Source organism: Bordetella sp. MIP270_01_BMS (assembly GCF_054958705.1).
This window is the reverse complement of the sequence record NZ_CM143297.1, coordinates 4,417,496-4,438,455: the sequence shown is the minus strand read 5'-3', so window position 1 is coordinate 4,438,455 and position 20,960 is coordinate 4,417,496. Positions and strand designations below refer to the sequence as shown.

Genomic DNA, 20,960 nt, shown 5'->3' with positions numbered 1-20,960 from the left:
CGGCGTGACTACGCCGCGGCGGATGGGGCGCCGCCGTCACGCCAGAGTGACTCCAGCAGCTCGGTGCGGCGCCGGCCCCCGCCCAGCATGCTGGCGAGATGCACGACACGCTTCAGGTACAAGTGCACGCCGCTGTCCCAGGCGATGCCCAGCGCGCCATGCACCTGAATGGCATTCTGCGCGGCGCGCTGCGCACTTTCCAGTGCAAGCAATTCGGCCACGGCACAGGCATGTGCGGCCGCCGGGCCATCAGGGTCGTCGAGCAGCCTGGCGGCCTCTTTGCCCGCCAGAGTGGCATCGTCGAGCGCCATCCAATCGTCGGCGAGACGGTGCTTGATAGCCTGATTGGCGCCTATGGCCCGTCCGAACTGCTGCCGCTCGCGCGCATAGGCCGCGGCGGCATCCAGGGCCGCCTGCGCCGCGCCCAGCGTCTCGGCGGCACGCAGCAGTCGATAGCCTTGCTGCCAACGGGTGAAATCGGCTTCGTCAATGTGCAGGTCCACGGCATCGGCCGCCTCGCCGCCCGGCAGGCTGGCCATGGGGATTGCGGGGTCGAGTCCCATGCCGCACGCGGCATCTCGCATTTCATGCAATTCCAGCCGCAGTGCGCCGGCGTCGTCACGCCGCCAGGCCAGCGCCTGGCGGTCTGTCGAAGCATGCTCGGCCTGCAGGCGGCCATCCGGACGCCACGTGGCCAGGGCGTATGACGTGTCGCCCGCCAACATCGGCGCCAGCCAGGCCATCACCCTTCCATCGCGGTTGCAGGCTGCGGCCAGCCGGGGCAGCAGCGCCATGTTTGCAATCAGGGGCGCCGTCAGCAGGTGACGGCCGGCCTGAACCGCAATCGGCCATGCAACACCCAGGCCTTGGCCCAGGCCGCCTGCGGCCTCGGGCAGCAGTACCCCCGGCCACCCCAGCGCCGCCAGCTCGCGCCAGAGCTCGGCGTGCCATGCGGGGTCGGCTGCTGACTGCCCCGCCAGCGAGGCCGGATGCCGCTCGTCCAGAAAACGCCGCGCCGCGTCTTCCATCAGTTCTTGGATATTGTCCAGTTCATTGTCCATCCGCGCTGCTCACCCTTTAGGCAAGCCGAGCATCTGCTCGGCAATGATGTTGCGCTGGATTTCCGACGTGCCCGCCAGAATGGTCTCGGCACGCGACCACAGGTAGGCGCGCTGCAGGGTCGATCGCTCGGAACCCGCGGCCGCCGGCAGGCAGGCATCCGGACCCAGCAAGTCCAGCGCCAGTTCGAGCAGGCGCTGATGGGCTTCGCTCCAGTGGATCTTGGTCGACGACCCTTCCGGGCCAGGGGGATCGCCTCGCAAGGCCGCGCGCAGCGCGCGACGCGACTTCAATGCCAGCACATGGCTGTCGGCGGCCATGCGCGCCCAGCGGTGCCGTACCGAAGCATCGTGGGCGGGGAACTGGCCCCCGGCGTCTTCATGCAACGCCAGCGCCCGCACCTGCTCGAGTTCCTGCGCGAACTTCACCAGCCTGGGGATGAAATAGGTTCCACGCTCGAAGCTCGCCGCAGCCATGGCGATCTTCCACCCCTGGTTTTCGTCGCCGACCAGGCAATCGGCGGGCACCCTTACGTTATCGAAGAAAACTTCACAGAATTCCGCTTCGCCTGTCAGTTGGCGTATTGGTTCTACGCGCACCCCGTCGGCCTGCATGTCGACGAGCAGAAAGCTCAGGCCCCTGTGCCGCGGCGCCTGCGGATCCGTACGCGCCAGCACAAAACACCAGCGTGCACGATCGGCGAACGACGTCCAGATCTTGTGGCCGTTCAGCAGGTATCCCTCGGCATTCCGCTCGGCCCGCGTGCGTACCGACGCGAGGTCGGACCCGGCCCCCGGTTCGGAATACCCCTGGCACCACACGTCGCGATTGGTGAGGATACCCGGCAAGTGGCGCCGCTTCTGCGCCTCGGTGCCGAAGTGCAGCAGCGTGGGGGCAAGAATGCCATGTCCGATCAGGTTGACGCCCAGCGGGGCGCCACAGCGCGCATGCTCTTCATGAAAGATCGCCTGGCGCTGCAGCGACAGCTCGCGTCCACCATAAGCGCGCGGCCAGCCCAGACCCGACCAGCCTTCGGCGCACAAGGTGTCTTCCCACGCCTGCCGGTAATCCAGGTCGGCCGGGTCCTGGCCGCCCGGCCATGCCTCGGCGAACCTCGCGTATCGCGCATCGAGCCAGGCGCGCAGGCCGCGACGGAATTCGGTATCGTCGGCCTGCTCGTCCAGGGTGCGCAAATCGGTGTGGACGTCGATCATTGGAGGCGAATGTTCGATTCGCGGGCAACCTTGGCCCACGTGCCGATGTCTTGCTTGATGAAGCCAGCGAAGGTCTGCGGATCGCTGCCGATGATATCCAGCCCAAGATCGGCGAACTTGCGCTTGACCTCTTCGCGTTGCAGGATCTTCGCCAGCGCCTGGTATATGGTGTTGATCGCCGCCTGCGGCGTGCCGGCAGGGGCAACCAGCCCCAGCCACGGCATGGCGGAATAGCCCGGCAGGCCGCTCGCAGCCACCGTGGGCAATTCAGGAACCGACGCAGAGGGCTGCGCCGTCGTCACCGCCAGCGCGCGCAGCTTGCCGTCTTTCACAAACGGGCCGGACGACGCCCAGGCGTCGAACATGACCTGCAGCCGGCCGGCTACCAGATCGGTCAGCGCGGGCGCGCTGCCCTTGTACGGGATGTGTTCCATTTCGACACCGGCCATATGCTTGAACAGTTCGGCCTCGAGATGCGTCGAGCTGCCTGCACCGACGGACCCGTAACTGACCTTGCCCGGATTGGCCTTCAGATAGGCCACCAGTTCGCCAACGGTCTTGACGGGCAGCGAGGGGTGCACTTCAAGCACATGCACGACCGAGGCAACCTGGCTCACGGGCGCGAAATCCTTGATGGGGTCGTAGTTGACCTTGGCATAAATGCTGGGGGCGATGCCCAGCGACGAAGCCGCCATCAGCAGCGTGTAGCCGTCGGGCGCGGCACGCGCCACGTAGTCGGACGCGATCATGGTGCCACCACCAGGCTTGTTCTCGACGATGAACGGCTGCCCCAATTCCCCGGCCAGTTGTTCGGCCACCAGACGGGTCATGATATCGGTGGCGCCACCGGGCGAGAATGGCACCACTATGCGCACGGGTTGAGAAGGATACTTGGCTTGGGCCCAGGCCGTGCCACTAGCGAAGATCGTGGCCAGTGCAATGCCAGCCAGTATTTTTTTGATCATGATGTCTCCTTTTACGGATCGAAGGACTACTGCGATAACGGCAGGATCAGTGCGTCCAGCACCGCGACGCCCTGCCCCGCCTCTTTGATGAGCAGCGGATTGATCTCGATTTCCTGCGCTTGCGGCGTGGCGATCAAGGCCTCTCCTATGGCCACGATGGCTCGGCAGGCCGCAGCGAGGTCGGCCTTGGGCTTGCCCCGGTAGCCGTCCAGCAGCGGAAACGCTTTCAACTCGCGCAGCATGTCTTCTGCCTCGCGCTCGGTGACGGGCAGCACGCGATGCGCCGTGTCACCATAGAGTTCGGTCAGCACCCCGCCCAGCCCCACGGTCAGCACCGGCCCGAACACCGGGTCGCGCGTGGCGCCCACGAGCAGCTCGGCCACGCCACGTTCCATGCGCTGGACCAGCACGCCGTCCAGCCGCGCCTGTGGCGCGTAGGCCCTGGCGCCAGCGGTAACCCGCGCATGGGCCTCCCGGACTGCCGCCGCACTGTCCAAATGCAAAGCCACGCCGTCCGCCTCTGTCTTGTGCGGAATGTCGGGACTCAGAATTTTCAGGGCCACCGGGTAACCGAGCGCATCGGCCTGGCGCGCAGCGTCATCGGCGTCGCGCGCATGGACGCTGGTGTTCTCCAGTCCGTAGCGCTGCATAAACTCGCGGGCCTGGCCTTCATGGCAGGGCAGCGTCAGCGACAGGTCTGGGTCGAAGCGCGGGTTCGCGTCCGCTGCCTTGGCACTGCGGCGCGTCCGGTCATCGCACCACGACAGATAAGGCGCCAGCGCCGACACGGCCAGGCCCAGGTCGTCGAAGACCGCCACCCCGGCGTCGCGCAAGCTTTGACGGCATTGCGCCGCGCCCGTATCAATGGCCGCGAAAAAGCGCGGATGCTCGCGCGCAACCTCGCTGAGCGCGTCGGACATGCGGTCGAGCATGTAACCCGGGGCATAGACCACGATGGCATCCACCGCGTCAGTCGTCGCCAAAGCCCGCAGCGCGGCGCGGACAAACTCCGGGCTGTTCACCACGTTGCCCGTCACATCCACCGGATTCCCCACCATGCCGTAATCGGGAATGCCGGCGCGCAAAATCTGCTGCACGTCATCGGGCAGCTCGGGCAGATCCAGACCGGCGCCCACGAAGCGATCGGCCAGGATGGCGCCGAGCGCCCCGGACATCGTCAGCACCGCCACGCGCCGTCCGGCAGTTCGATGCCGCAGCGTGGCCAGCCCGGCGAGCTGCGCCATCTGGGCAAAATCATGGGCTTCGATCACACCCATTTGCCGGAAGGCCGCGCTGTACACCCGACGGTCGCCCGCCAACGCCGAAGTATGCGAGCGTACTGCCTGCGCCCCCTTGTCGGTGGAACCGGCTTTCAGGGCGATCAGCAATTTACCGCGCCGCTGCAATTCGCCGCATGCACGCATGAACCGCGGCCCGTCGCGCAACTGCTCGATATACCCCAGCACGATTTCGGTTTGCGGATCCTGGGCCAGATATTCCAGATACTCTGAAAAATCGATGCAGGCTTCGTTGCCGGTGTTGATGAACTGTGAAAACGGCAGTCCCAGCCGCCGCGCCAGCGCATAAACAGCGGCGCAGACATTGCCGCTTTGCGTCAGGAGGCTGACCTGCCCCGGGCCCTGCTGCATCGGCGCCGTTTTGAACACGGAAGCAAACGCGGTGTGCGCCTGCGTGTTCAGATTGGCAAAACCCATGCAGTTGGGGCCGGCCACAAGCATGCCGGATTCTGCCGCAAAGACTTCCAATTCCTGCTGCAGGCGCTGCCCCGCCTCGCCGGCCTCGGCAAAGCCAGCCGCATAAACAATAGCTGCCCGGGCGCCCCTGGCGTGGCAACGCTTCAACATGGGCGTGACTTCGGCCGCACCGATTGCCAGCACCGCCAGATCCACCGGCTGGGGCACCGATTCGATGTCGGGCCAGCAGCGCAGTCCGAACACCTGTTGGTACTTGGGGTTTACGGGATGGACATCACCGGCATAACCGAAGCGCGTCAAGAGATCCAGGGGCATGCCGCCGATGCGGCCGGGATTGTCGCTCGCGCCGATGAAAGCGATCGAACGGGGATTGAGCAGCGGTTCCAGGCGATGCGTCATGCCGACTTACCCGACTTGTTGCGTTGGATGGCCTGAGCCAGCCCGCGATCGCGAACCGCGCGAAATTCCTCGGACAGGTGGGAAAGCTGGTGGGTATCGAAATGCGCGGACAGGGCCGTTCGGAACCCCTGCGCGTCGGCACAGCGGTTCAACGAGCGCTTGAGCAGTTTCAGGCCGAACGGCGGGGCCTGTGCAATACGCTGTGCGAATGCCAGTGAAGCCTCGTCGAGATCGGCGGTTGGCACGACACGGTTGACCATGCCTATGCGCAACGCTTCCTGCGCGTCGATCTTCTCGCCCGTATAGAGCATCTCCTTCGCCTTGCGCAGCCCCATCACCCACGGATGTATCAGCACTTCAGTGGCCGCGGCCGCCAGCGTATGGCCGACCGGATCAGAGAAGTAGGCGTCGTCGCTGCAGATGACCAGGTCGCACATATTGGCCACCATGAACCCCCCCGCAACGCAGGCGCCCTGTACCTGAGCGATGGTGGGCTTGGGAAAATCCCAGATGCGCAGGCAATAGCCGTAATAGCGGCGCGATTCATAGTCCCACCGCTCTTCGACGGTGAAATCGGCGCGCTTGGCCTGGGCTTCCTTCAGATCATGGCCGGCCGAAAAATGCGCCCCCTGTCCTGCCAGCACCACGACGCGAACGTCGTCATCGGCAGCCGCGGCCTCCAGAGCCAGGTCGAGTTCATCGAGCATCTGCTGGCTTTGCGCGTTGCGCGCTTCCGGGCGGGCCAGGCTGATGCGGCGTACTGCGCCATGCTGCTGCACGGCCAGGGTCGCGTATTCCATGTCGTCTCCTCTCAGTCGGATGCTGCGTCGTCGTTGAATTTAATCGAGCTGATTCCTAAAATACAAAATCTTGAATCACGTTTTCCCACAATATGAACACCAAGCCAACCGCAGGCGCGCAGAGCATGCGCCGCGCGCTCGGGTTGCTGCGCGTGCTGGCCCAGCACCAGGAAGCCGGAATCGGGCTGCAGGGCGTCATGGCTCGCACCGGCCTCGAACGCTCTACCGCACATCGCCTGCTGAGTTGCCTGTTGGAAGAACGCTTCGCGGAACGCGACCCGGTCAGCCGAAGATACCGCCTGGGTATCGACGCCATGCAATTGGGGTTTGCGTCATTGCGCCACACGCCGCTGCTGGACACCTTGCGGCCGTTTGCCCAGAAACTGGCGCGCATCTCCGGCGATACGGTGTTCCTGGTCATACGGCAGGGTGATTACGCGTTTTGCCTGCTGCGCGAGGCGGGTAGCTTCCCGGTAAAGGTATTCACCATCGACCAGGGTGAAAGGCGCTTGCTCGGGGTGGGCGCGGGCGGGCTGGCGCTGCTTGCCAGCCTGCCCGACGACGAGATTGCGCAGCTGTTCCAGCGCCACGCACCGTTGTATGGCCAAGCGGGGTTCTCGCATGCCACATTGATGAAGATGGTGCGGCAGACTCGCCAGTCCGGCTATTCCACCATCGTCGACACCATCACACCCGGTGTGTCGGGGGTAGGCGTCGCGTTTCCGGTGTCGGCCCTGACCTGGGTTGCGGTGAGTTTCGGGGCGATCAGCAGCCGGCTGGATGCCCGGCGCTGCGTTGAAATGGGCAAAATCCTTAAACAGGAATGCCAGGCGTGGGCTGACGAGCATGCCGCCCACGCGATATCGGCCTAGGCGCCCGCCCCTGCGCGCACCCTGCTCCCACGACGACTGCCGCACGACCGTGCGCAGAAGATCGCGGCCCGCCTTCCGGATCGAATCAACGGCCCCGCCGCTTTTCGCGCACGGGGGTGAAGCCGCAGCGTGGTCTTCCGACGCCGCAAGGCAGCGGCCGCCCCCCGATTGCGGGCGGGCTGGCCGCGTGCTCACTTCAACCGGCTATACCCGCTCGAACACGGCCGCAATGCCCTGTCCGCCGCCGATGCACATGGTGACGAGCGCGTAGCGGCCTTGCACCCGCTGCAGTTCGTACAGGGCCTTGACGGTGATGATGGCCCCCGTGGCACCGATGGGATGCCCCAGGCTGATGCCGCTGCCATTGGGGTTGACCTTGGCCGGGTCGAAACCCAGCTCGCGCGACACCGCGCATGCCTGCGCCGCGAAGGCTTCGTTGGCTTCGATCACGTCCAGCTGATCCACGCTCAGGCCGGCACGCTCGAGCGCTGCCCGGCTGGCGGGCACCGGGCCGATGCCCATGATTTCGGGGTCGACGCCCGCATGAGCGTAGGCCACCAGGCGCGCCAGCGGCTTCGCGCCGCGCCGCTCGGCCGCGGCCGCGCTCATCAGCACCACCGCGCCGGCGCCGTCGTTCAGGCCGGACGCGTTGCCGGCGGTGACGGTGCCCTCTTCTTTCTTGAACACCGGCCGCAGGCTCGCCAGGCTTTCCGCGCTGACATCCCGACGGACATGCTCGTCGGTGTCGAAGGTGACTTCGCCCTTGCGGGTTTTCATCACGATGGGCACGATCTGTTCGCGGAAATGCCCGGCGTCGATGGCGGCGGCGGCCCGACGGTGCGATTCGGCGGCCAGGGCATCCTGGTCGGCGCGAGTGATCCCGAACTTGGCCGCCACATTTTCGGCGGTCACGCCCATGTGCATGCGTCCGAATGGATCGGAGAGCGCACCCGTCATCATGTCGAGCATGGCCGCGTCGCCCATGCGGGCACCCCAGCGCTGAGCCGGAGCAATATACGGCGCCCGGCTCATGCTTTCCGCGCCGGCCCCCACCGCGACCTCGGCGTCGCCCAGCATGATGGTCTGCGCGGCCGACACAATGGCCTGCAGGCCGGACCCGCACAGGCGATTCACGTTGAACGCTGGCGTTTCCTTGCCGATGCCGGCGTTCATGGCGGCCACCCGCGACAGATACATATCGCGCGGCTCGGTATTGATGACGTGGCCCACGGCCACATGGCCCACCTCGGCCCCCTCGACGCCGGCGCGCGCCAGCGCTTCCTTGATGACGGCCGCCCCCAGGTCGATGGGCGGCACGTCTTTCAACGCGCCGCCGAAATCGCCAATGGCGGTGCGGGCGGCGGCGACGACAACGACTTCATTCATGGCGATCTCCGATACAGCTGCCGGCCCCATGCCGGCAAATTACCTCATGAAGATGATAACGCGCCAGCACGGCGCAGCCGCCTGCGTCAGCGGCGCTTCGCGGCGCGGCGAGCGGCGAAATCGGCCACCGCCCTGGCGTGCTCGGGCGTCTTGATCATGGCCACCGGCATGGCACGCTCGCCGCCGGCTGCTAACCGGACAGCGTATGCGCCCGACCTGCCGTGCCTCCAATATTGTTTGCGCGCCGGGGCGATACCGTTGCGTCATCGGCGCCCCGGCATGTTGCTATGATTCCCGCTTTGCTCAGACATGAAGGCCGCCCGGCCCTCTTCTGCAAGGACACACCCATGCCCATTCTCAATATTCAGATCATGAAGGGCCACAGCGCCGAACAAAAATCCGAGCTGCTCAGAAACTGCTCGCGGGCCGTGGTCGAGAGCATTGGCGCGCCGCTGGAATCAGTGCGCGCCGTGCTCGAAGAAGTGCCGCCCGAACATGTGATCGTGGCCGGGGAAATCGGCCGGACCATGGCCTTGATCCATGTACACCTGATCAGCGGTCGCACCGAAGCGCAGAAAAGCGCGCTGATCGGTGCCCTGAACCAGGCCGCCGAGACCAGCGTGGGTATCTCTGGCCAGGACGTGCGGGTCATACTCACCGATGTGCCCAAGACCGACATGGGCGTGGCGGGCGGCATCTCTGCCCAGGCGGCCGGACGCTGACGGCATCGCGGCCGGCTACTGCTTGGGTATACCCGCGCGCTCGGCAGCGTCGGCCCATTTGCGGATCTCAGCCCGCTGGAACGCGCCCAGTTCGTCCGGCCCAGCAGCAAATGCCACCCAGCTGGTGCGCGCCAGAAATGCCTCCGCATCCGCGGTGCGATAAATGTCGACCAGGGTGTCGGCCAGCTTATCTATCACGGGCCCCGGCGTGCGCGCGGGGGCAAAGGCCGCGGTCCAGTTCACCATGTAATAGCCCGCAAAACCGGATTCCTGCAACGTGGGGACATCGGGATCGCTGGGCAGACGTTGGTCGCCAGTTACCGCAAGCAGTCGCATCTTGCCCGCCTGTACAAATGGTATGACGGCGCCATAGTCGGCAAAGACCATGTCGACCTGGCCGCCCGCCAGGTCGGTGAGCGCCGGCGCTGCCCCTTTATAAGGGACGTGGGTCGCCCGGATACCCGCCATCGACAGGAACAGTTCGGTCGCAATCTGATATGAAGCGCTGCCGCTGCCATAGTTCAGTTTGCCGGGTTCGCGGCGCGCCGCCTCGACCAGGTCGGCCACGGTCCGATACGGTGCGTCAGCCTGCACGGCCAGCGCCATGGCGCCGAACCCCAGTCGCGCAACGGGAGTGAAATCCCGCACCGGGTCGTAGGGCAATTGCTTGAACATGGCGACATTGGTGGCTACCGGCGAATTGCTCGCCAACAGCAGCGTATACCCGTCCGGCTGGGCAGTGGCCACCGCCTGCGCCGCAATGAAACTGTTGCCACCTGGCCGGTTCTCCACGCTCACCGGCACGCCCAGCCTCGCCTCCATCTGCTGCGCCACATAGCGCGCGTTGCTGTCGGTGCCACTGCCGGGCGGAAAGGAAACGATCAGCCGTATGGGTTTTTCGGGATACGCCGCCTGCGCGCCCGGCCCCAGCATGGCCGCGCACAGCAAGATGCCCAGACCCAGCATTCGGTTCTTCAACGTTGTCTCCTGGTTTGGTCCGGCGGGCCAGGAATGGCCCGCACCGGGCCAGGGTACGCAGGGCGAAAGCGGCACGTCTAATAGTGATTCATTAGCCCGCCATATCGAATTGCTATCGGCCGGGGCTTTCGAGCATGAGGTCTCGCAGCTTCGTGACGGGGGCGCATGTCGTCTGGCGCGGCGCCACCAGGGACAGGGCCAGTGCATCCCGCGCGTCTGCATCGAGCAGGTCGACAAAAGCGACATGCGGCGTGGTGTAGGCCCGCGTGACGCCGGGCACCAGCGCGACTCCCAGCCCGCTGGCCACGAGACTGACCAGCGTCTGCACCTGGATCGCCTCCTGGCTGACGCGTGGTGAAAAGCCTGCCTTGCGGCACAGTGCCTGGGCCACGCCGTGCAGCCCGGGGACCTTGTCGGGCGCGTATGTCACGAACGGCTCGGACCTGACGTCCTGCAACGCGACGGGCCCGCTCGCCAGTCGGTGATCCGCAGGCACGGCCAGAATCAGGCTGTCGCGCTCCACGACCCAGCTCGAGAGTGTGGCGTCTTCGGCCAGCGGGCCGCGCACCAGCCCGGCGTCCAGCTCATTGGCACGCAGCATTTCGGCCAGCCGCAACGTGCTGTCTTCGCGCAACTCGAGCTCGACATCGGGATAACGGCGCCGGAACGGCGGCAGGCAGCGCGGCAGCAGCATGTATGTGGCCGACCCCACGAAGCCCAGGCGCAGGCGGCCCAGTTCGCCCAGCGCGACGCGGCGCGCGGACTGGCGCGCCTGGTCGGCGTGGAACAGCGCCCGCCGCGCGTCTTCCATCAGGGCCTCCCCGGCCGGCGTCAGCGATACGCCCTTGGTCCCGCGTTCCAGCAGCAGCACCCCGACGCTGTGCTCGAGCTTCTGGATGGAAACGGACAGGGCGGGCTGGGCAATGTGCAGCGCTTCGGCGGCGCGCCGATAACTGCCGCATTCGGCGATGGTCACCAATTGGCGCAGCTGCCGCAGATCGATAGCCATATCAAATTCCATATCACGCCATACGATCGCCATATTAGACGCTTATGCGCAGGCTGATTAGGATTTGCGCATGACCACTACGCCTACTGAACACGGCGCCCTGGGCGGGGTGCGCGTGCTGGACCTGACCTCGATTGTTTTCGGCCCCTATGCGTCGCAGATCCTGGCCGATTACGGCGCAGACGTCATCAAGATCGAGCCGCCCGGCGGAGATTCCACGCGCCGTACCGGTCCGCAGCAAGAGCCCGACATGGCCGCCATATTCCTCGGCATCAACCGCAACAAGCGCAGCATCGTGCTTGACCTGAAGCAGCCCGGCGCGCGCGACGCGCTGCTGGCTCTGGTGGATGGCGCGGACGTGCTGATGCACAGCATGCGCCCGGCCAAGATGGCGCGCCTGGGACTCGATCCGCAGACGCTGTGCGCGCGCAATCCCCGGCTGGTTTATGCCGGCCTTTATGGGTTCGGGGAAGGCGGCGCCTACGCCGGCCAGCCCGCCTACGACGACATCGTTCAGGGCCTGGCCGGCGTGGCGGACATCACCCAGCGCCAAGGCGGCACCGCGCGCTACTTACCCACCATCGCGGCGGACAAGACCTGCGGCCTGGTGGCGGCTCACGCCATTCTTGCGGCGCTGTTTCAGCGCGAGCGTACCGGCCGCGGACAGGAGCTGGAAGTACCCATGTTCGAGTCCATGGCCTCGTATCTGCTGGTGGAGCACTTCTACGGGCGCCACTTGCAGGATGATCCGGGCCCGGCGGGCTATCCGCGGGTCCTGGCGGCATGGCGGCGCCCCTACGAGACGGCCGATGGTCTGCTGTGCATGATGCCGTACACCGACACCCATTGGCGCCGCTTCTTTGCGGCGAGCGGCCATGCCCACCTGGCCGACGATCCGCGCTTTGCCGATATTGGCGCTCGCACGCGCCACATCGACACCTTGTACGAGCACGTGGGCACCATCGTCGCCGGCGAGGGTACTGCGTTCTGGCTGGATCTGTGCAAGCGGCTCGAGATCCCCGCCGCGCCGGTGAACCGCCTCGATGACCTGGAAGACGACCCCCACTTGCGCAGCGTCGATTTCTTCGTGCCGCTGCAAAGCGCGAGCGGCCATCGCTACCGCTTCGTGCGCAGCCCGGTACGCCTGCGCGATTCCCAGGTGCCCGCCGTGATGCCGCCGCGCCTGGGTGAGCACACCCGCCAGGTGCTGGCCCAGGCCGGACTGGCCCCGGACTTGATCGAAGGCCTGATTTCCAGCGGCGCCGCTTTCGACCCTCAACACGCCGCCCCACCCCCCGACGAGGAACCCGCTACATGAACAAACAAGAATTGCCCCCGCTGCTGGGCCAAGGCTACTACTGGCAGGACCTGCAGGTCGGCCAGCGGTTCCGGACGTTTCGTCGCACCGTCACCGAAACCGATATCGTCAACTTCATCAGCGTCACCGGAATGCTCGAGACCATCTTCATCGACGCGACCTACGACCGAGGCGCCATCCGGGGCCGGCCCGCGCCGGGCGCCCTCACCTACGGCCTGATCGAAGGGCTTCTGATGCAGGGCATGGTGCAGGGCACCGGCCTTGCGCTGCTCGAAGTGCACAAGAAAATGCACGCCCCCGTGGTGGCCGGCGACACCATCGAGGCCGTCGTCGAAGTCACCGGGCTGCGGCCTACCTCCAAGCACAACCGGGCCGTGGTCGAGTCGGCCATCGAAGTTCGCAACCAGCACGGCACAGTCGTCATGACCTACAGCGCCACGCGCCTGCTGGCCGGACGGCCCGCATGACGACACCCGCCAGCGCCCCCACAACTGGCGCCTGAAGCGCCAGGATAACAAGCAGAAAAGGAGATGACATGAACGCCATACTGAAAATGCTGGCCGCGGTGACGGCCGCCTGCGCCACTTCGGCCATCCCCGTGCAGGCCGCGTGGCCGGAGCGTCCGGTCACCGTGGTGGTGCCCTTTCCCCCCGGCGGCCCCACCGACCTCGTGGCGCGGGTACTGGCCAAGCAGCTGGCAGATCAGACCGGCCAGTCTTTCGTCGTGGAAAACAAAGGCGGCGCCAACGGCAACATCGGCATGCAGTACGCCGCGTCCGCCAAGCCGGACGGCTACACGGTGCTGTACAACACGTCGTCGATTGCCCTGAGCCCCAATCTGTACCGCGACCTGCCATTCGACCCCGTGCGCGACTTCGCCGCAGTGTCATCCACGGCTGTCATTCCGCTGGTACTGCTGACCCACCCCTCCGTGCCCGCGAGCAATGTCCGCGAGTTCGTCGACTACGCGCGCGCCCATCCGGGCAAGCTGTCCTACGGCTCGGCCGGGGCGGGCAACGTCACGCACCTGGGCGCACTGCTGTTTCTACGCTCGGTCGGTATCGATGCCGTGCATGTGCCCTATCGTGGCAGCGCGCCGGCCATGACCGACCTGGTGGGCGGGCAGGTGCAATTCATGACCAATACGCTGAACGACTCGCTGGGATTCGTCCGCGAGGGCAAGCTGAAGGCGCTGGCGGTCAGCAGCAAGGCGCGCAGCCCGCAACTGCCCGATACGCCTACCTTGGCGGAAACCGTGGTGCCGGGCTTCGAAATGGGAGCCTGGCAGGGCGTCGTCGTTCCAGCCGGCACGCCGCCCGCCATCATCGATGCCCTGAATGCGCAAATCCGCAAGGCGCTCCAGTCGCCCCAGATGCTGAAGCAACTTGCCGCGCAAGGCGCGCAGCCGCTGGGGGCCACCCCGCAAGAATATTCCGAGTACATCCGTTCGGAAATCGCGCGATGGCGCGACGTCATACAGGACGCGAAGGTGCGCCTGGAATAACCGGCCCGCGGCCGCCGCCGCCCCTGCTTATGGCGGCCCGCCGGTCAGGCGGCCGTGGGCGTTTCCGCGTTGGACGGCTCGGCCGCCGAGGGCTGCTCGACCAGTGCCGGCGTCACCAGGTCCACCACCTTTTTGCGCGACAACATGCCGATGAACTCATCGTCTTCGCCTGTAACGGCCACGGGCTGGTCGCTGTGCACCAGGCGTGCCAGCACCGTGTCCAGCCCCGCGGTGGCAGGCACTGAAGCCAGGTCTTCCACGTAGGCCGAGACATCGCGGCCACCGGCGTCGACGGCCTGCTGCGCCATGGGGGCCGTCAACACGCCCGCCAGGCGCTTTCCGTCGAGCACGGGCGCATACTCGAAGTTCAACGCCCGCATACGGTCCAGTGCGTGCGCCGGGCGTGAACGCATGGTGAGGGTCAGCCGCGGGGGATTCACGGCATGCGCCGCGTTCAGCACCTTGGTGCGGTTCACATCCTGCAGGAATGCCTGCACATAGTCGTTGGCCGGATTCAGCAGAATATCTTCCGGCGTGCCCTCCTGCACCAGCTCGCCATCTTTCAGGATGGCGATGCGATTGCCGAGCCGCAGCGCCTCGTCCAGATCGTGCGTGATGAAGACGATGGTCTTGTTCAGCTTGGCCTGCAATTGCAGCAGATGGTCTTGCATCTCGCGGCGGATCAGCGGGTCGAGCGCCGAGAACGCCTCGTCCATCAGCAGGATCTCGGCGTCCGTGGCAAGCGCTCGCGCCAGGCCCACGCGCTGCTGCATGCCGCCCGAAAGCTGATGCGGATACTGCGCCTCGAAGCCGTTCAGACCCACCTGGTCCAGCCAATGGCGGGCGCGCTGTTCGCGCTCGGCGCGAGGCAGGCCCTGCACTGTCAGGCCGTAGGCGGCGTTCTCGAGCACCGTACGATGGGGAAACAAGCCGAAGCGCTGGAACACCATGCTCATTTTCTTCTGGCGGAACGTTTCCAGATCCCGCTTGCCCAGGCTGACCACGTCCACGCCATCCACCAGAATATGCCCCGCGCTGGGCTCGATCAAGCGGTTGAAATGCCGGATCAACGTGGACTTCCCCGAACCCGACAGCCCCATGATGACGTAGATGCTGCCTTCTTCAATAGAAAGGCTGATGTCGCGCAGGCCCAGCGTATGGCCGCTCTTGGCCAGCAGTTCTTCCTTGCTCATGCCCTGCTGGGCCGCCGGCAGCCACTTGGCGGGATTCGAGCCGAAGACCTTGTAGATATTCCTGACCTCGATCTTGCTCATCGCTGGCCTCCCTTGCGGACGCGTTGCCCATAAGACTGTGTAATGCGGTCGAACAGAACGGCCAGCACCACGATACCGAGCCCAGCCAGCAGGCCACGACCCACCTCCAGCCGATTGATGCCCAGCAGCACTTCGTAGCCCAGGCCCCGCGCACCAATCATCGAAGCGATCACCACCATCGACAGGGCCATCATCGTGGTCTGGTTGATGCCGGCCATGATATTGGGCAGCGCCAGCGGCAACTGCACGCCGAACAACTGCTGGCGCGCCGACGCCCCGAACGCGCGCGAGGCTTCGAGAACCTCGCGGTCTACCAGCCGTATGCCCAGGTCGGTCAGCCGGATCAGCGGAGGCACGGCGTAGATCACGGTGGCGATGATGGCGGGAATCTTGCCCAGGCCGAACAGCATCACGACCGGAATCAGATAAACGAAGCTGGGCATGGTCTGCATCACGTCCAGAATCGGAAGCATGATGGAACGCAGCCAGTTGGCGCGAGCCATCAGTATTCCGACCGGGATGCCGATGAGAACCGAGAGGCTGGCCGCCATGATCATCAACGCCAGCGTCTGCATGCCGGCGTCCCACAGGCCCAGCACGCCGATCACGCACAGCAGCGCTCCCATGGCCAGGCTGAGCCCGACGCGGCGGCTGACACCCCAGGCGATCGCCACCGTCACGGCCACGACGACCCACCAGGGCGTGCTGCGCAACACTTGCTCGAGCCATACCAGCACGTTCAGGAACGGCTGGGACAGCATTTCCAGGGTATCGGCGTATTGGGTAACAAGATGATCGACAAACGAGTCGATGGCGCCGCGCACGGCGCGCGGCGGAATGATTTCAGGAAACATAGCAACTCCTTGGGACATGCCCGGGCCCGTACGCCAAGGGGCGGCGGGGCCCGCAGCATGGCCTTGGCGCCGGCCAGCCTGCGCCGCGCGACAATGCGCGGCGCGCGGACTGGCTTACAGCGCAGCCTGGACGCGCGTGGCGACCTCGGCAGGCACCCATTTGGTCCAGACGTCGGACTTGTTCTTCAGGAACCATTGGGCAACGGCGGCCGAATCGTCGCCGGACTCTTCCATGTGGGCCAGGGTTTCGTCGACCTGGGGCAGCGGCACGGACACCTTGGACAGGAACTCGGTCAACTGCGGCGCCTGCTGCGCGAAGCCGGCATTGACGGCGGTGAACACCGGGTTCTCGGGATAGGCGCTTGGTTGCGGATCGGAACACTTGGGCGCCGTCAGGCATTTGTGCTTGTCTGCATCGTACGCCGGCATGTCGAGCTTGACCAGATCCAGCGCGCCCACCAGCGGAGTGGGATACCAGTAGTAGAACACCACGTTCTGCTTGCGCTTGTATGCCGACATCAGGGCCGCTTTCTGGGCGGCTCCCGTACCGGGCGAATACAGGGTATACGTATCGTCCAACTTCAACGCGTGGAACAGATTGGTGCTCACCACTTCGCAGCCCCAGCCTGCGGGGCAACCGTAAAAGCGCCCCTTCCCTGGCTCTTCCGGATCCTTGAATTCATCCTTGAACTTCGGCAGGTCGGCGGCAGACTTCAGCTCGGGAAAGCGTTCCGCTGTGTAGCGCGGAATGAACCAGGCTTCGCCGCCCATGTATAAGTCGCCGATGCGCTTGACCTTGCCGGTTGCTTCGGCGCGGCCCCAGGGTTCGGCAACGCTGTTCAGCCACACCTCGGTATTGATGTCCAGGTCGCCACGTTCAAGCGCGGCCAGCGCAGGCAAGGTTTCGGTGGGCAGGGTTTCGGTCTTGCAGCCGTAGCCCTTTTCCATGATGAAGCGCTCGATATCCACGAGCACCAGGTTGGACTCCCAGTTCATGCCGCCGAACCTGACGGGACGATCGAGCTCGCATTTGGGCGCATCGGCGGCCTGCACGGCACCGGCGAACGCAAAAAACACCGCCGCGGCGGCCAAAGATCTGACAGGGGTAAAACGCATGGCTTTTGCCTCCATAGGTACAAGGACACAGCTGCAGACGGTCTGCGCTATGCCGTGGAGCTAAGGGGGTTGTGCGGAAGACGGGCAGAACCGCCAATACAAACCGACACTAGCAACAAGTCGCGGCCGGGGGCGGCGGCAACTGTTCAGACAGTGAGCCCGGCGATCAATCGGAGTCGACCGACGGACTGACAGTAAATTGAATGAAACTGAATGAAGAAGGCGGCATCTTAGCCGAAATTGTCATGTCAACCAAGCCGGCGCCCGTAAAGAACGGATACAAACAACGCGATAACGCGGCGACGGAAGCTCCCGTTGCCCGGGCAAGCGCCCCGTTGAGCGTGGCGTCGCAGGACGTCGCGCTCACAAAACATTCAGTTTCTTTTTATTTCGATTGCACAACTTTTCGCGCCTCCGGGGGCGGCGCCGGCCCGCCCTGTCTGACGAGACCGTTTCCGGCCGCGCCGGCCGGCCGAGCGGGCGCCCTGCAGCCGGGGCGGGCGCGCGCCCGGCCCCGTGACGCCTCGCTCAGGCCGCGTCGTACATATAGCTGCGCCGCCACGGATACGCCAGGTCGGCCGGGTTGTCCAGTTCGTCAGGACGGCCCGTGGTGGGCGGGCTTGCGGCCAGGATCTGGTGCAACGCTATCCAGCCGTGTTCGAACGCCATGGCGCAGCCGGCCAGGTAAAGGCGGTAGGCGCGCAGCGAACGTGCACCCTGCTCGCCTTGCAGCACCTGCGCGGCCTCGGACAGGCGTGCCTCGAGCGCGTCGCTCCAAGCCCACAGAGTGCGGGCATAGTGCGGACGCAGGTTTTCCACGTCGAACGTCTCCAGCCCGCCATTGGTGACCGCTTCGAGCACACTGCTGATGTGGGTGAGTTCGCCGCCGGGGAATATGTACTTCTCGATGAATTCGCCCATGCCGCTGCCCAATTCGCTGTTATACAGCCCGGCCGCGGTGATGCCGTGGTTCATGATCAGGCCACCGGGCTTCACCAGGCGGCGCAACTTGGCGAAATAACCGGGCAGCTGCGCGCGGCCCACATGCTCGAACATGCCCACCGAAGCCAGTTTGTCGTAGGGCCGGGATTCGTCGAGCTTGCGGTAATCCAGCAGTTCCATGCGAACCCGGCCCGACAGCCCTTTTTCCTGGATGAGCTTGTTCACGTAGGCATGCTGGTTACGCGAGAGTGTGATGCCGGTGGCGTCTACGCCGTAGTTCTCGGCGGCCCATAGCAGCAGGCCGCCCCAGCCCGCGCCCACGTCGAGAAATCGCTCGCCTGCCTGCAGGCGCAGCTTGCGGCAGATGTGATCGAGCTTGGCTTCCTGGGCCTGCGCCAGATTCATGTCCGACGTGCGGTAGTACGCGCAGGAATACACGCGGCGCGGATCCAGCCACAGCGCGTAGAAATCGTCGGACAGGTCGTAGTGGAATTCAATCTGCTTGGCGTCGCGCTCGATGGAGTGGCGCCACACCGAGATGACCCTGCGAACCAGTTCGGTAAGCCAGCCCCCGCGCGCCGCGTCGACCGGAGAACCCGGCAGCAGGGCCGCGGCCGCCTGCATGACGTGCCGCATGTTTCCCAGGATGTCGATGCGGCCCTCGACGTAATCCTGGCCCAGCACGCCCACCTCGCCTTCGGCCAGGTGCGCCAGCGCGGCCTTGTCGCGCGCCACGAAGCGCACTTGCGCATCGGCGGATCCCACGGTAGTTCCATCGGGCAGTTCCAGTTGCACGGAAACCGGCAAGGACTGCAATTTGCGCTCTACAACAGACAGCAAAGGATTCACAGCTTCTCCCCGATATGAAAGAACCCGGCAACTTTATCGGAAAGGATTGCGGCCCGTAAGGGGCCAGAACCCGTGATACAGTCGTCGGCTTGCCGCCGCCGGTCGTTGTGCCCGACGGCATGGATCGATCCCCACCGCATGCTACCCCAATCCCTATCCCGTTACCTGCCCGGCTGGCTCATCCTGATGGGCGCCCTGACGGCGATCGGCCCCTTCTCCATCGACATGTATCTGCCGGCCTTTCCGGCGATCGCCAGCAACCTCCAGGTATCGCGGGGCGAGGTGGAGCGCACGTTGGCCGCCTACCTGGTCGGCATGGCCCTGGCCCAGCTGGTCTACGGGCCGCTGGCCGACCGCTACGGTCGCAAGAAGCCCATGTTGGCCGGACTGGCCCTGTACGCCGTGGCGTCCGTGGGGTGCGCGCTGGCCGGCAACGTCCAGACGCTGATCCTGTGCCGGGTATTGCAGGCCCTGGGCGGAGCCGCGGGCGTGGTGATTCCGCGGGCGGTCATCCGCGACCACTACGAGACGCAGGACGCCGCCCGGGCGATGTCGCTGCTGATGCTCATCATGGGCCTGGCCCCCATTCTTGCTCCGCTGGCCGGCGGCCAGTTGCTGGTACTGGTGGGATGGCGCAGCCTGTTCTGGCTGATGGCGGCCGGCGCCCTGACCATGCTGGTCGCCACCGCCTGCATCATGCGGGAGTCGCTCGCGCCGTCGCGCATGCAACTGCTGGGGGTGGCCCGCATCGCGCGCAATTATGGGGCGCTGATCCGCCATCGCGGGTTCGTGGCGCACAGCCTGGCCGGCGGCTTCGGGCAGGCGGGCATGTTCGCCTACATCATCAGTTCGCCCCATTTGTTCATAGAGGTGTATGGCATCGATCCGCAGCACTACGGCCTGCTGTTCGGCGCCAACGCGGCCGGACTGATCGCCGGGTCCCAGGTCAGCGCCCGCCTGCTGCGTACCCGCACGCCTGAGCAACTGCAACGCCGAGCCCTGAACGCGCTGGCCGGGGCCAGCCTGGCTGCCCTGGCGCTGGCGTTGGCGGGCTGGATGACCCTGCCCGTACTCATGGCCTGCCTGATCGGCTACATGTTCAGCCAGGGGTTCGTGAATCCCAATTCCGCCGCTCTGGCCTTGTCGGAACAGGGAGCCAGGCTCGGTGCCGGGTCGGCGCTGCTGGGCACGCTGCAACTCTCCTGTGGCGCCATCGCGGGCTTTCTGGTCAGCGCCTGGCAGGGGTCCGGGCCTTTGGCTCTGGCCACCGTATTGGCGGGGTGCGCGTGCCTGTCGTGGCTGGCGGGCCACGTCGCCCGGGGCGCGAAAACCCCTGTCGCTTGATTTTTCTACGCTTTTTGTACTAGAATCGCAGGCTTCGCATGAAGTTTTCCCGTGAGCAGTCGCTATGCTTTGTGGCTGCCACTTTCGACCACCACCCGTGTATTGGGCGGCAGGCAGCGGGTATAAGCACGGGCGCAAGCCCCCACCTGTCTTTCCTTCCCCATCGCGGCCAGATTAGAGGTAAAAAACCATGGCACGCGTATGCCAAGTAACTGGCAAAGGCCCGATGACGGGCAACAACGTTTCACACGCCAACAACAAGACCAAGCGCCGCTTCCTGCCCAACCTGCAAACGCGCCGGTTCTGGGTTGAAAGCGAAAACCGCTGGGTCCGCCTGCGTGTTTCCGCCAAGGCCATCCGCATCATCGACAAGAACGGCATCGATTCCGTCCTGGCCGATCTGCGCGCCCGCGGCGAAGTGGCCTGACACGGCCCTCCCTCATCGACATCTAGGAGCACGACATGGCCAAAGGTATCCGCGAAAAAATCAAGCTCGAGTCCACTGCTGGCACGGGCCACTTCTACACCACCACCAAGAACAAGCGCAACATGCCCGAGAAGATGCTGATCAAGAAATTTGATCCCGTCGCTCGCAAGCACGTCGACTACAAAGAAACCAAGCTGAAGTAATTCGGCCGGT

At 65.5% G+C, this 20,960-nt stretch carries 20 protein-coding genes; 8 read left to right on the top strand and 12 right to left on the bottom strand.

The features are described from left to right. Nucleotides 1-8: 8 nt before the first annotated feature. Genes ACV17W_RS20810 through ACV17W_RS20790 form a run of 5 tightly spaced genes read right to left on the bottom strand, consistent with a single transcriptional unit; the run spans nucleotide 9 to nucleotide 6,152 of the window. Complete coding sequence (locus ACV17W_RS20810) at nucleotides 9-1,061, bottom strand: acyl-CoA dehydrogenase family protein (protein WP_462594265.1); 1,053 nt, start codon at nucleotides 1,059-1,061, stop codon at nucleotides 9-11. Nucleotides 1,062-1,070: 9 nt separating this feature from the next. Next, a complete protein-coding gene (locus tag ACV17W_RS20805; RefSeq protein ID WP_462594264.1) occupies nucleotides 1,071-2,273 on the bottom strand; it encodes an acyl-CoA dehydrogenase family protein in 1,203 nt (400 codons plus the stop codon). Beyond that, nucleotides 2,270-3,238, bottom strand: a complete 969-nt coding sequence (locus ACV17W_RS20800; protein ID WP_462594263.1) for a Bug family tripartite tricarboxylate transporter substrate binding protein — start codon at nucleotides 3,236-3,238, stop codon at nucleotides 2,270-2,272. Before ACV17W_RS20800 ends, ACV17W_RS20805 begins: the two co-directional genes overlap by 4 nt. A gap of 26 nt (nucleotides 3,239-3,264) precedes the next feature. Then, on the bottom strand, nucleotides 3,265-5,352 hold the full coding sequence (locus tag ACV17W_RS20795; RefSeq protein ID WP_462594262.1) for an acetate--CoA ligase family protein: 2,088 nt from the start codon (nucleotides 5,350-5,352) through the stop codon (nucleotides 3,265-3,267). Continuing rightward, the gene (locus ACV17W_RS20790) at nucleotides 5,349-6,152 is read right to left on the bottom strand and encodes an enoyl-CoA hydratase (protein WP_462594261.1); all 804 of its coding nucleotides are present in this window, start codon (nucleotides 6,150-6,152) and stop codon (nucleotides 5,349-5,351) included. The genes ACV17W_RS20795 and ACV17W_RS20790 overlap by 4 nt, the downstream gene beginning before the upstream one ends. Before the next feature lie 92 nt (nucleotides 6,153-6,244). Here ACV17W_RS20790 and ACV17W_RS20785 point away from each other — a divergent pair, with 92 nt between their 5' ends. Then, on the top strand, nucleotides 6,245-7,024 hold the full coding sequence (locus tag ACV17W_RS20785; protein WP_462594260.1) for an IclR family transcriptional regulator: 780 nt from the start codon (nucleotides 6,245-6,247) through the stop codon (nucleotides 7,022-7,024). Between the two features lie 204 nt (nucleotides 7,025-7,228). Here the strand turns inward: ACV17W_RS20785 and bktB are convergent, their stop codons facing one another. Beyond that, on the bottom strand, nucleotides 7,229-8,410 hold the full coding sequence (bktB, locus tag ACV17W_RS20780; RefSeq protein WP_462594259.1) for a beta-ketothiolase BktB: 1,182 nt from the start codon (nucleotides 8,408-8,410) through the stop codon (nucleotides 7,229-7,231). A 347-nt stretch (nucleotides 8,411-8,757) separates the two neighbouring features. Here bktB and ACV17W_RS20775 point away from each other — a divergent pair, with 347 nt between their 5' ends. Further along, nucleotides 8,758-9,132, top strand: coding sequence for a tautomerase family protein (locus ACV17W_RS20775; protein ID WP_462594258.1), 375 nt, complete (start codon nucleotides 8,758-8,760; stop codon nucleotides 9,130-9,132). Nucleotides 9,133-9,147: 15 nt separating this feature from the next. On the opposite strand, the gene ACV17W_RS20770 is transcribed toward ACV17W_RS20775, so the two are convergent. Both ACV17W_RS20770 and ACV17W_RS20765 read right to left on the bottom strand, forming a co-directional pair. After that, nucleotides 9,148-10,098 carry a Bug family tripartite tricarboxylate transporter substrate binding protein gene (locus tag ACV17W_RS20770; protein WP_462596603.1) on the bottom strand — a complete coding sequence of 317 codons (951 nt, stop codon included), beginning with the start codon at nucleotides 10,096-10,098 and terminating at the stop codon, nucleotides 9,148-9,150. Between the two features lie 124 nt (nucleotides 10,099-10,222). After that, nucleotides 10,223-11,119, bottom strand: a complete 897-nt coding sequence (locus ACV17W_RS20765) for a LysR family transcriptional regulator (RefSeq protein ID WP_462594256.1) — start codon at nucleotides 11,117-11,119, stop codon at nucleotides 10,223-10,225. A gap of 70 nt (nucleotides 11,120-11,189) precedes the next feature. On the opposite strand from ACV17W_RS20765, the gene ACV17W_RS20760 reads away from it, so the two are divergent. The 3 genes from ACV17W_RS20760 (at nucleotide 11,190) to ACV17W_RS20750 (ending at nucleotide 13,941) form a co-directional block, all read left to right on the top strand. Then, the gene (locus ACV17W_RS20760; protein WP_462594255.1) at nucleotides 11,190-12,437 is read left to right on the top strand and encodes a CaiB/BaiF CoA transferase family protein; all 1,248 of its coding nucleotides are present in this window, start codon (nucleotides 11,190-11,192) and stop codon (nucleotides 12,435-12,437) included. Beyond that, nucleotides 12,434-12,904 (top strand): MaoC family dehydratase, encoded by a 471-nt coding sequence (locus tag ACV17W_RS20755; protein WP_462594253.1) that lies wholly within the window; start codon nucleotides 12,434-12,436, stop codon nucleotides 12,902-12,904. Before ACV17W_RS20760 ends, ACV17W_RS20755 begins: the two co-directional genes overlap by 4 nt. Before the next feature lie 68 nt (nucleotides 12,905-12,972). Continuing rightward, nucleotides 12,973-13,941, top strand: coding sequence for a Bug family tripartite tricarboxylate transporter substrate binding protein (locus ACV17W_RS20750; protein ID WP_462594252.1), 969 nt, complete (start codon nucleotides 12,973-12,975; stop codon nucleotides 13,939-13,941). Between the two features lie 44 nt (nucleotides 13,942-13,985). Here the strand turns inward: ACV17W_RS20750 and ACV17W_RS20745 are convergent, their stop codons facing one another. The 4 genes from ACV17W_RS20745 to ACV17W_RS20730 all read right to left on the bottom strand — a co-directional run bounded on the left by ACV17W_RS20745 (nucleotide 13,986) and on the right by ACV17W_RS20730 (nucleotide 18,976). Continuing rightward, complete coding sequence (locus ACV17W_RS20745; RefSeq protein WP_462594251.1) at nucleotides 13,986-15,215, bottom strand: quaternary amine ABC transporter ATP-binding protein; 1,230 nt, start codon at nucleotides 15,213-15,215, stop codon at nucleotides 13,986-13,988. Beyond that, the gene (locus ACV17W_RS20740) at nucleotides 15,212-16,069 is read right to left on the bottom strand and encodes an ABC transporter permease (protein ID WP_462594250.1); all 858 of its coding nucleotides are present in this window, start codon (nucleotides 16,067-16,069) and stop codon (nucleotides 15,212-15,214) included. Before ACV17W_RS20740 ends, ACV17W_RS20745 begins: the two co-directional genes overlap by 4 nt. 114 nt (nucleotides 16,070-16,183) lie before the next feature. After that, nucleotides 16,184-17,185 carry an ABC transporter substrate-binding protein gene (locus ACV17W_RS20735; protein WP_462594248.1) on the bottom strand — a complete coding sequence of 334 codons (1,002 nt, stop codon included), beginning with the start codon at nucleotides 17,183-17,185 and terminating at the stop codon, nucleotides 16,184-16,186. A 528-nt stretch (nucleotides 17,186-17,713) separates the two neighbouring features. Beyond that, nucleotides 17,714-18,976, bottom strand: a complete 1,263-nt coding sequence (locus ACV17W_RS20730; RefSeq protein WP_462594247.1) for a class I SAM-dependent methyltransferase — start codon at nucleotides 18,974-18,976, stop codon at nucleotides 17,714-17,716. Between the two features lie 138 nt (nucleotides 18,977-19,114). On the opposite strand from ACV17W_RS20730, the gene ACV17W_RS20725 reads away from it, so the two are divergent. The 3 genes from ACV17W_RS20725 (at nucleotide 19,115) to rpmG (ending at nucleotide 20,950) form a co-directional block, all read left to right on the top strand. Next, nucleotides 19,115-20,320 carry a multidrug effflux MFS transporter gene (locus ACV17W_RS20725; RefSeq protein ID WP_462594246.1) on the top strand — a complete coding sequence of 402 codons (1,206 nt, stop codon included), beginning with the start codon at nucleotides 19,115-19,117 and terminating at the stop codon, nucleotides 20,318-20,320. A 190-nt stretch (nucleotides 20,321-20,510) separates the two neighbouring features. Then, the gene (gene rpmB, locus ACV17W_RS20720) at nucleotides 20,511-20,747 is read left to right on the top strand and encodes a 50S ribosomal protein L28 (protein ID WP_462594245.1); all 237 of its coding nucleotides are present in this window, start codon (nucleotides 20,511-20,513) and stop codon (nucleotides 20,745-20,747) included. Nucleotides 20,748-20,782: 35 nt separating this feature from the next. After that, a complete protein-coding gene (gene rpmG / locus ACV17W_RS20715; RefSeq protein WP_003810296.1) occupies nucleotides 20,783-20,950 on the top strand; it encodes a 50S ribosomal protein L33 in 168 nt (55 codons plus the stop codon). Nucleotides 20,951-20,960 lie beyond the last annotated feature (10 nt).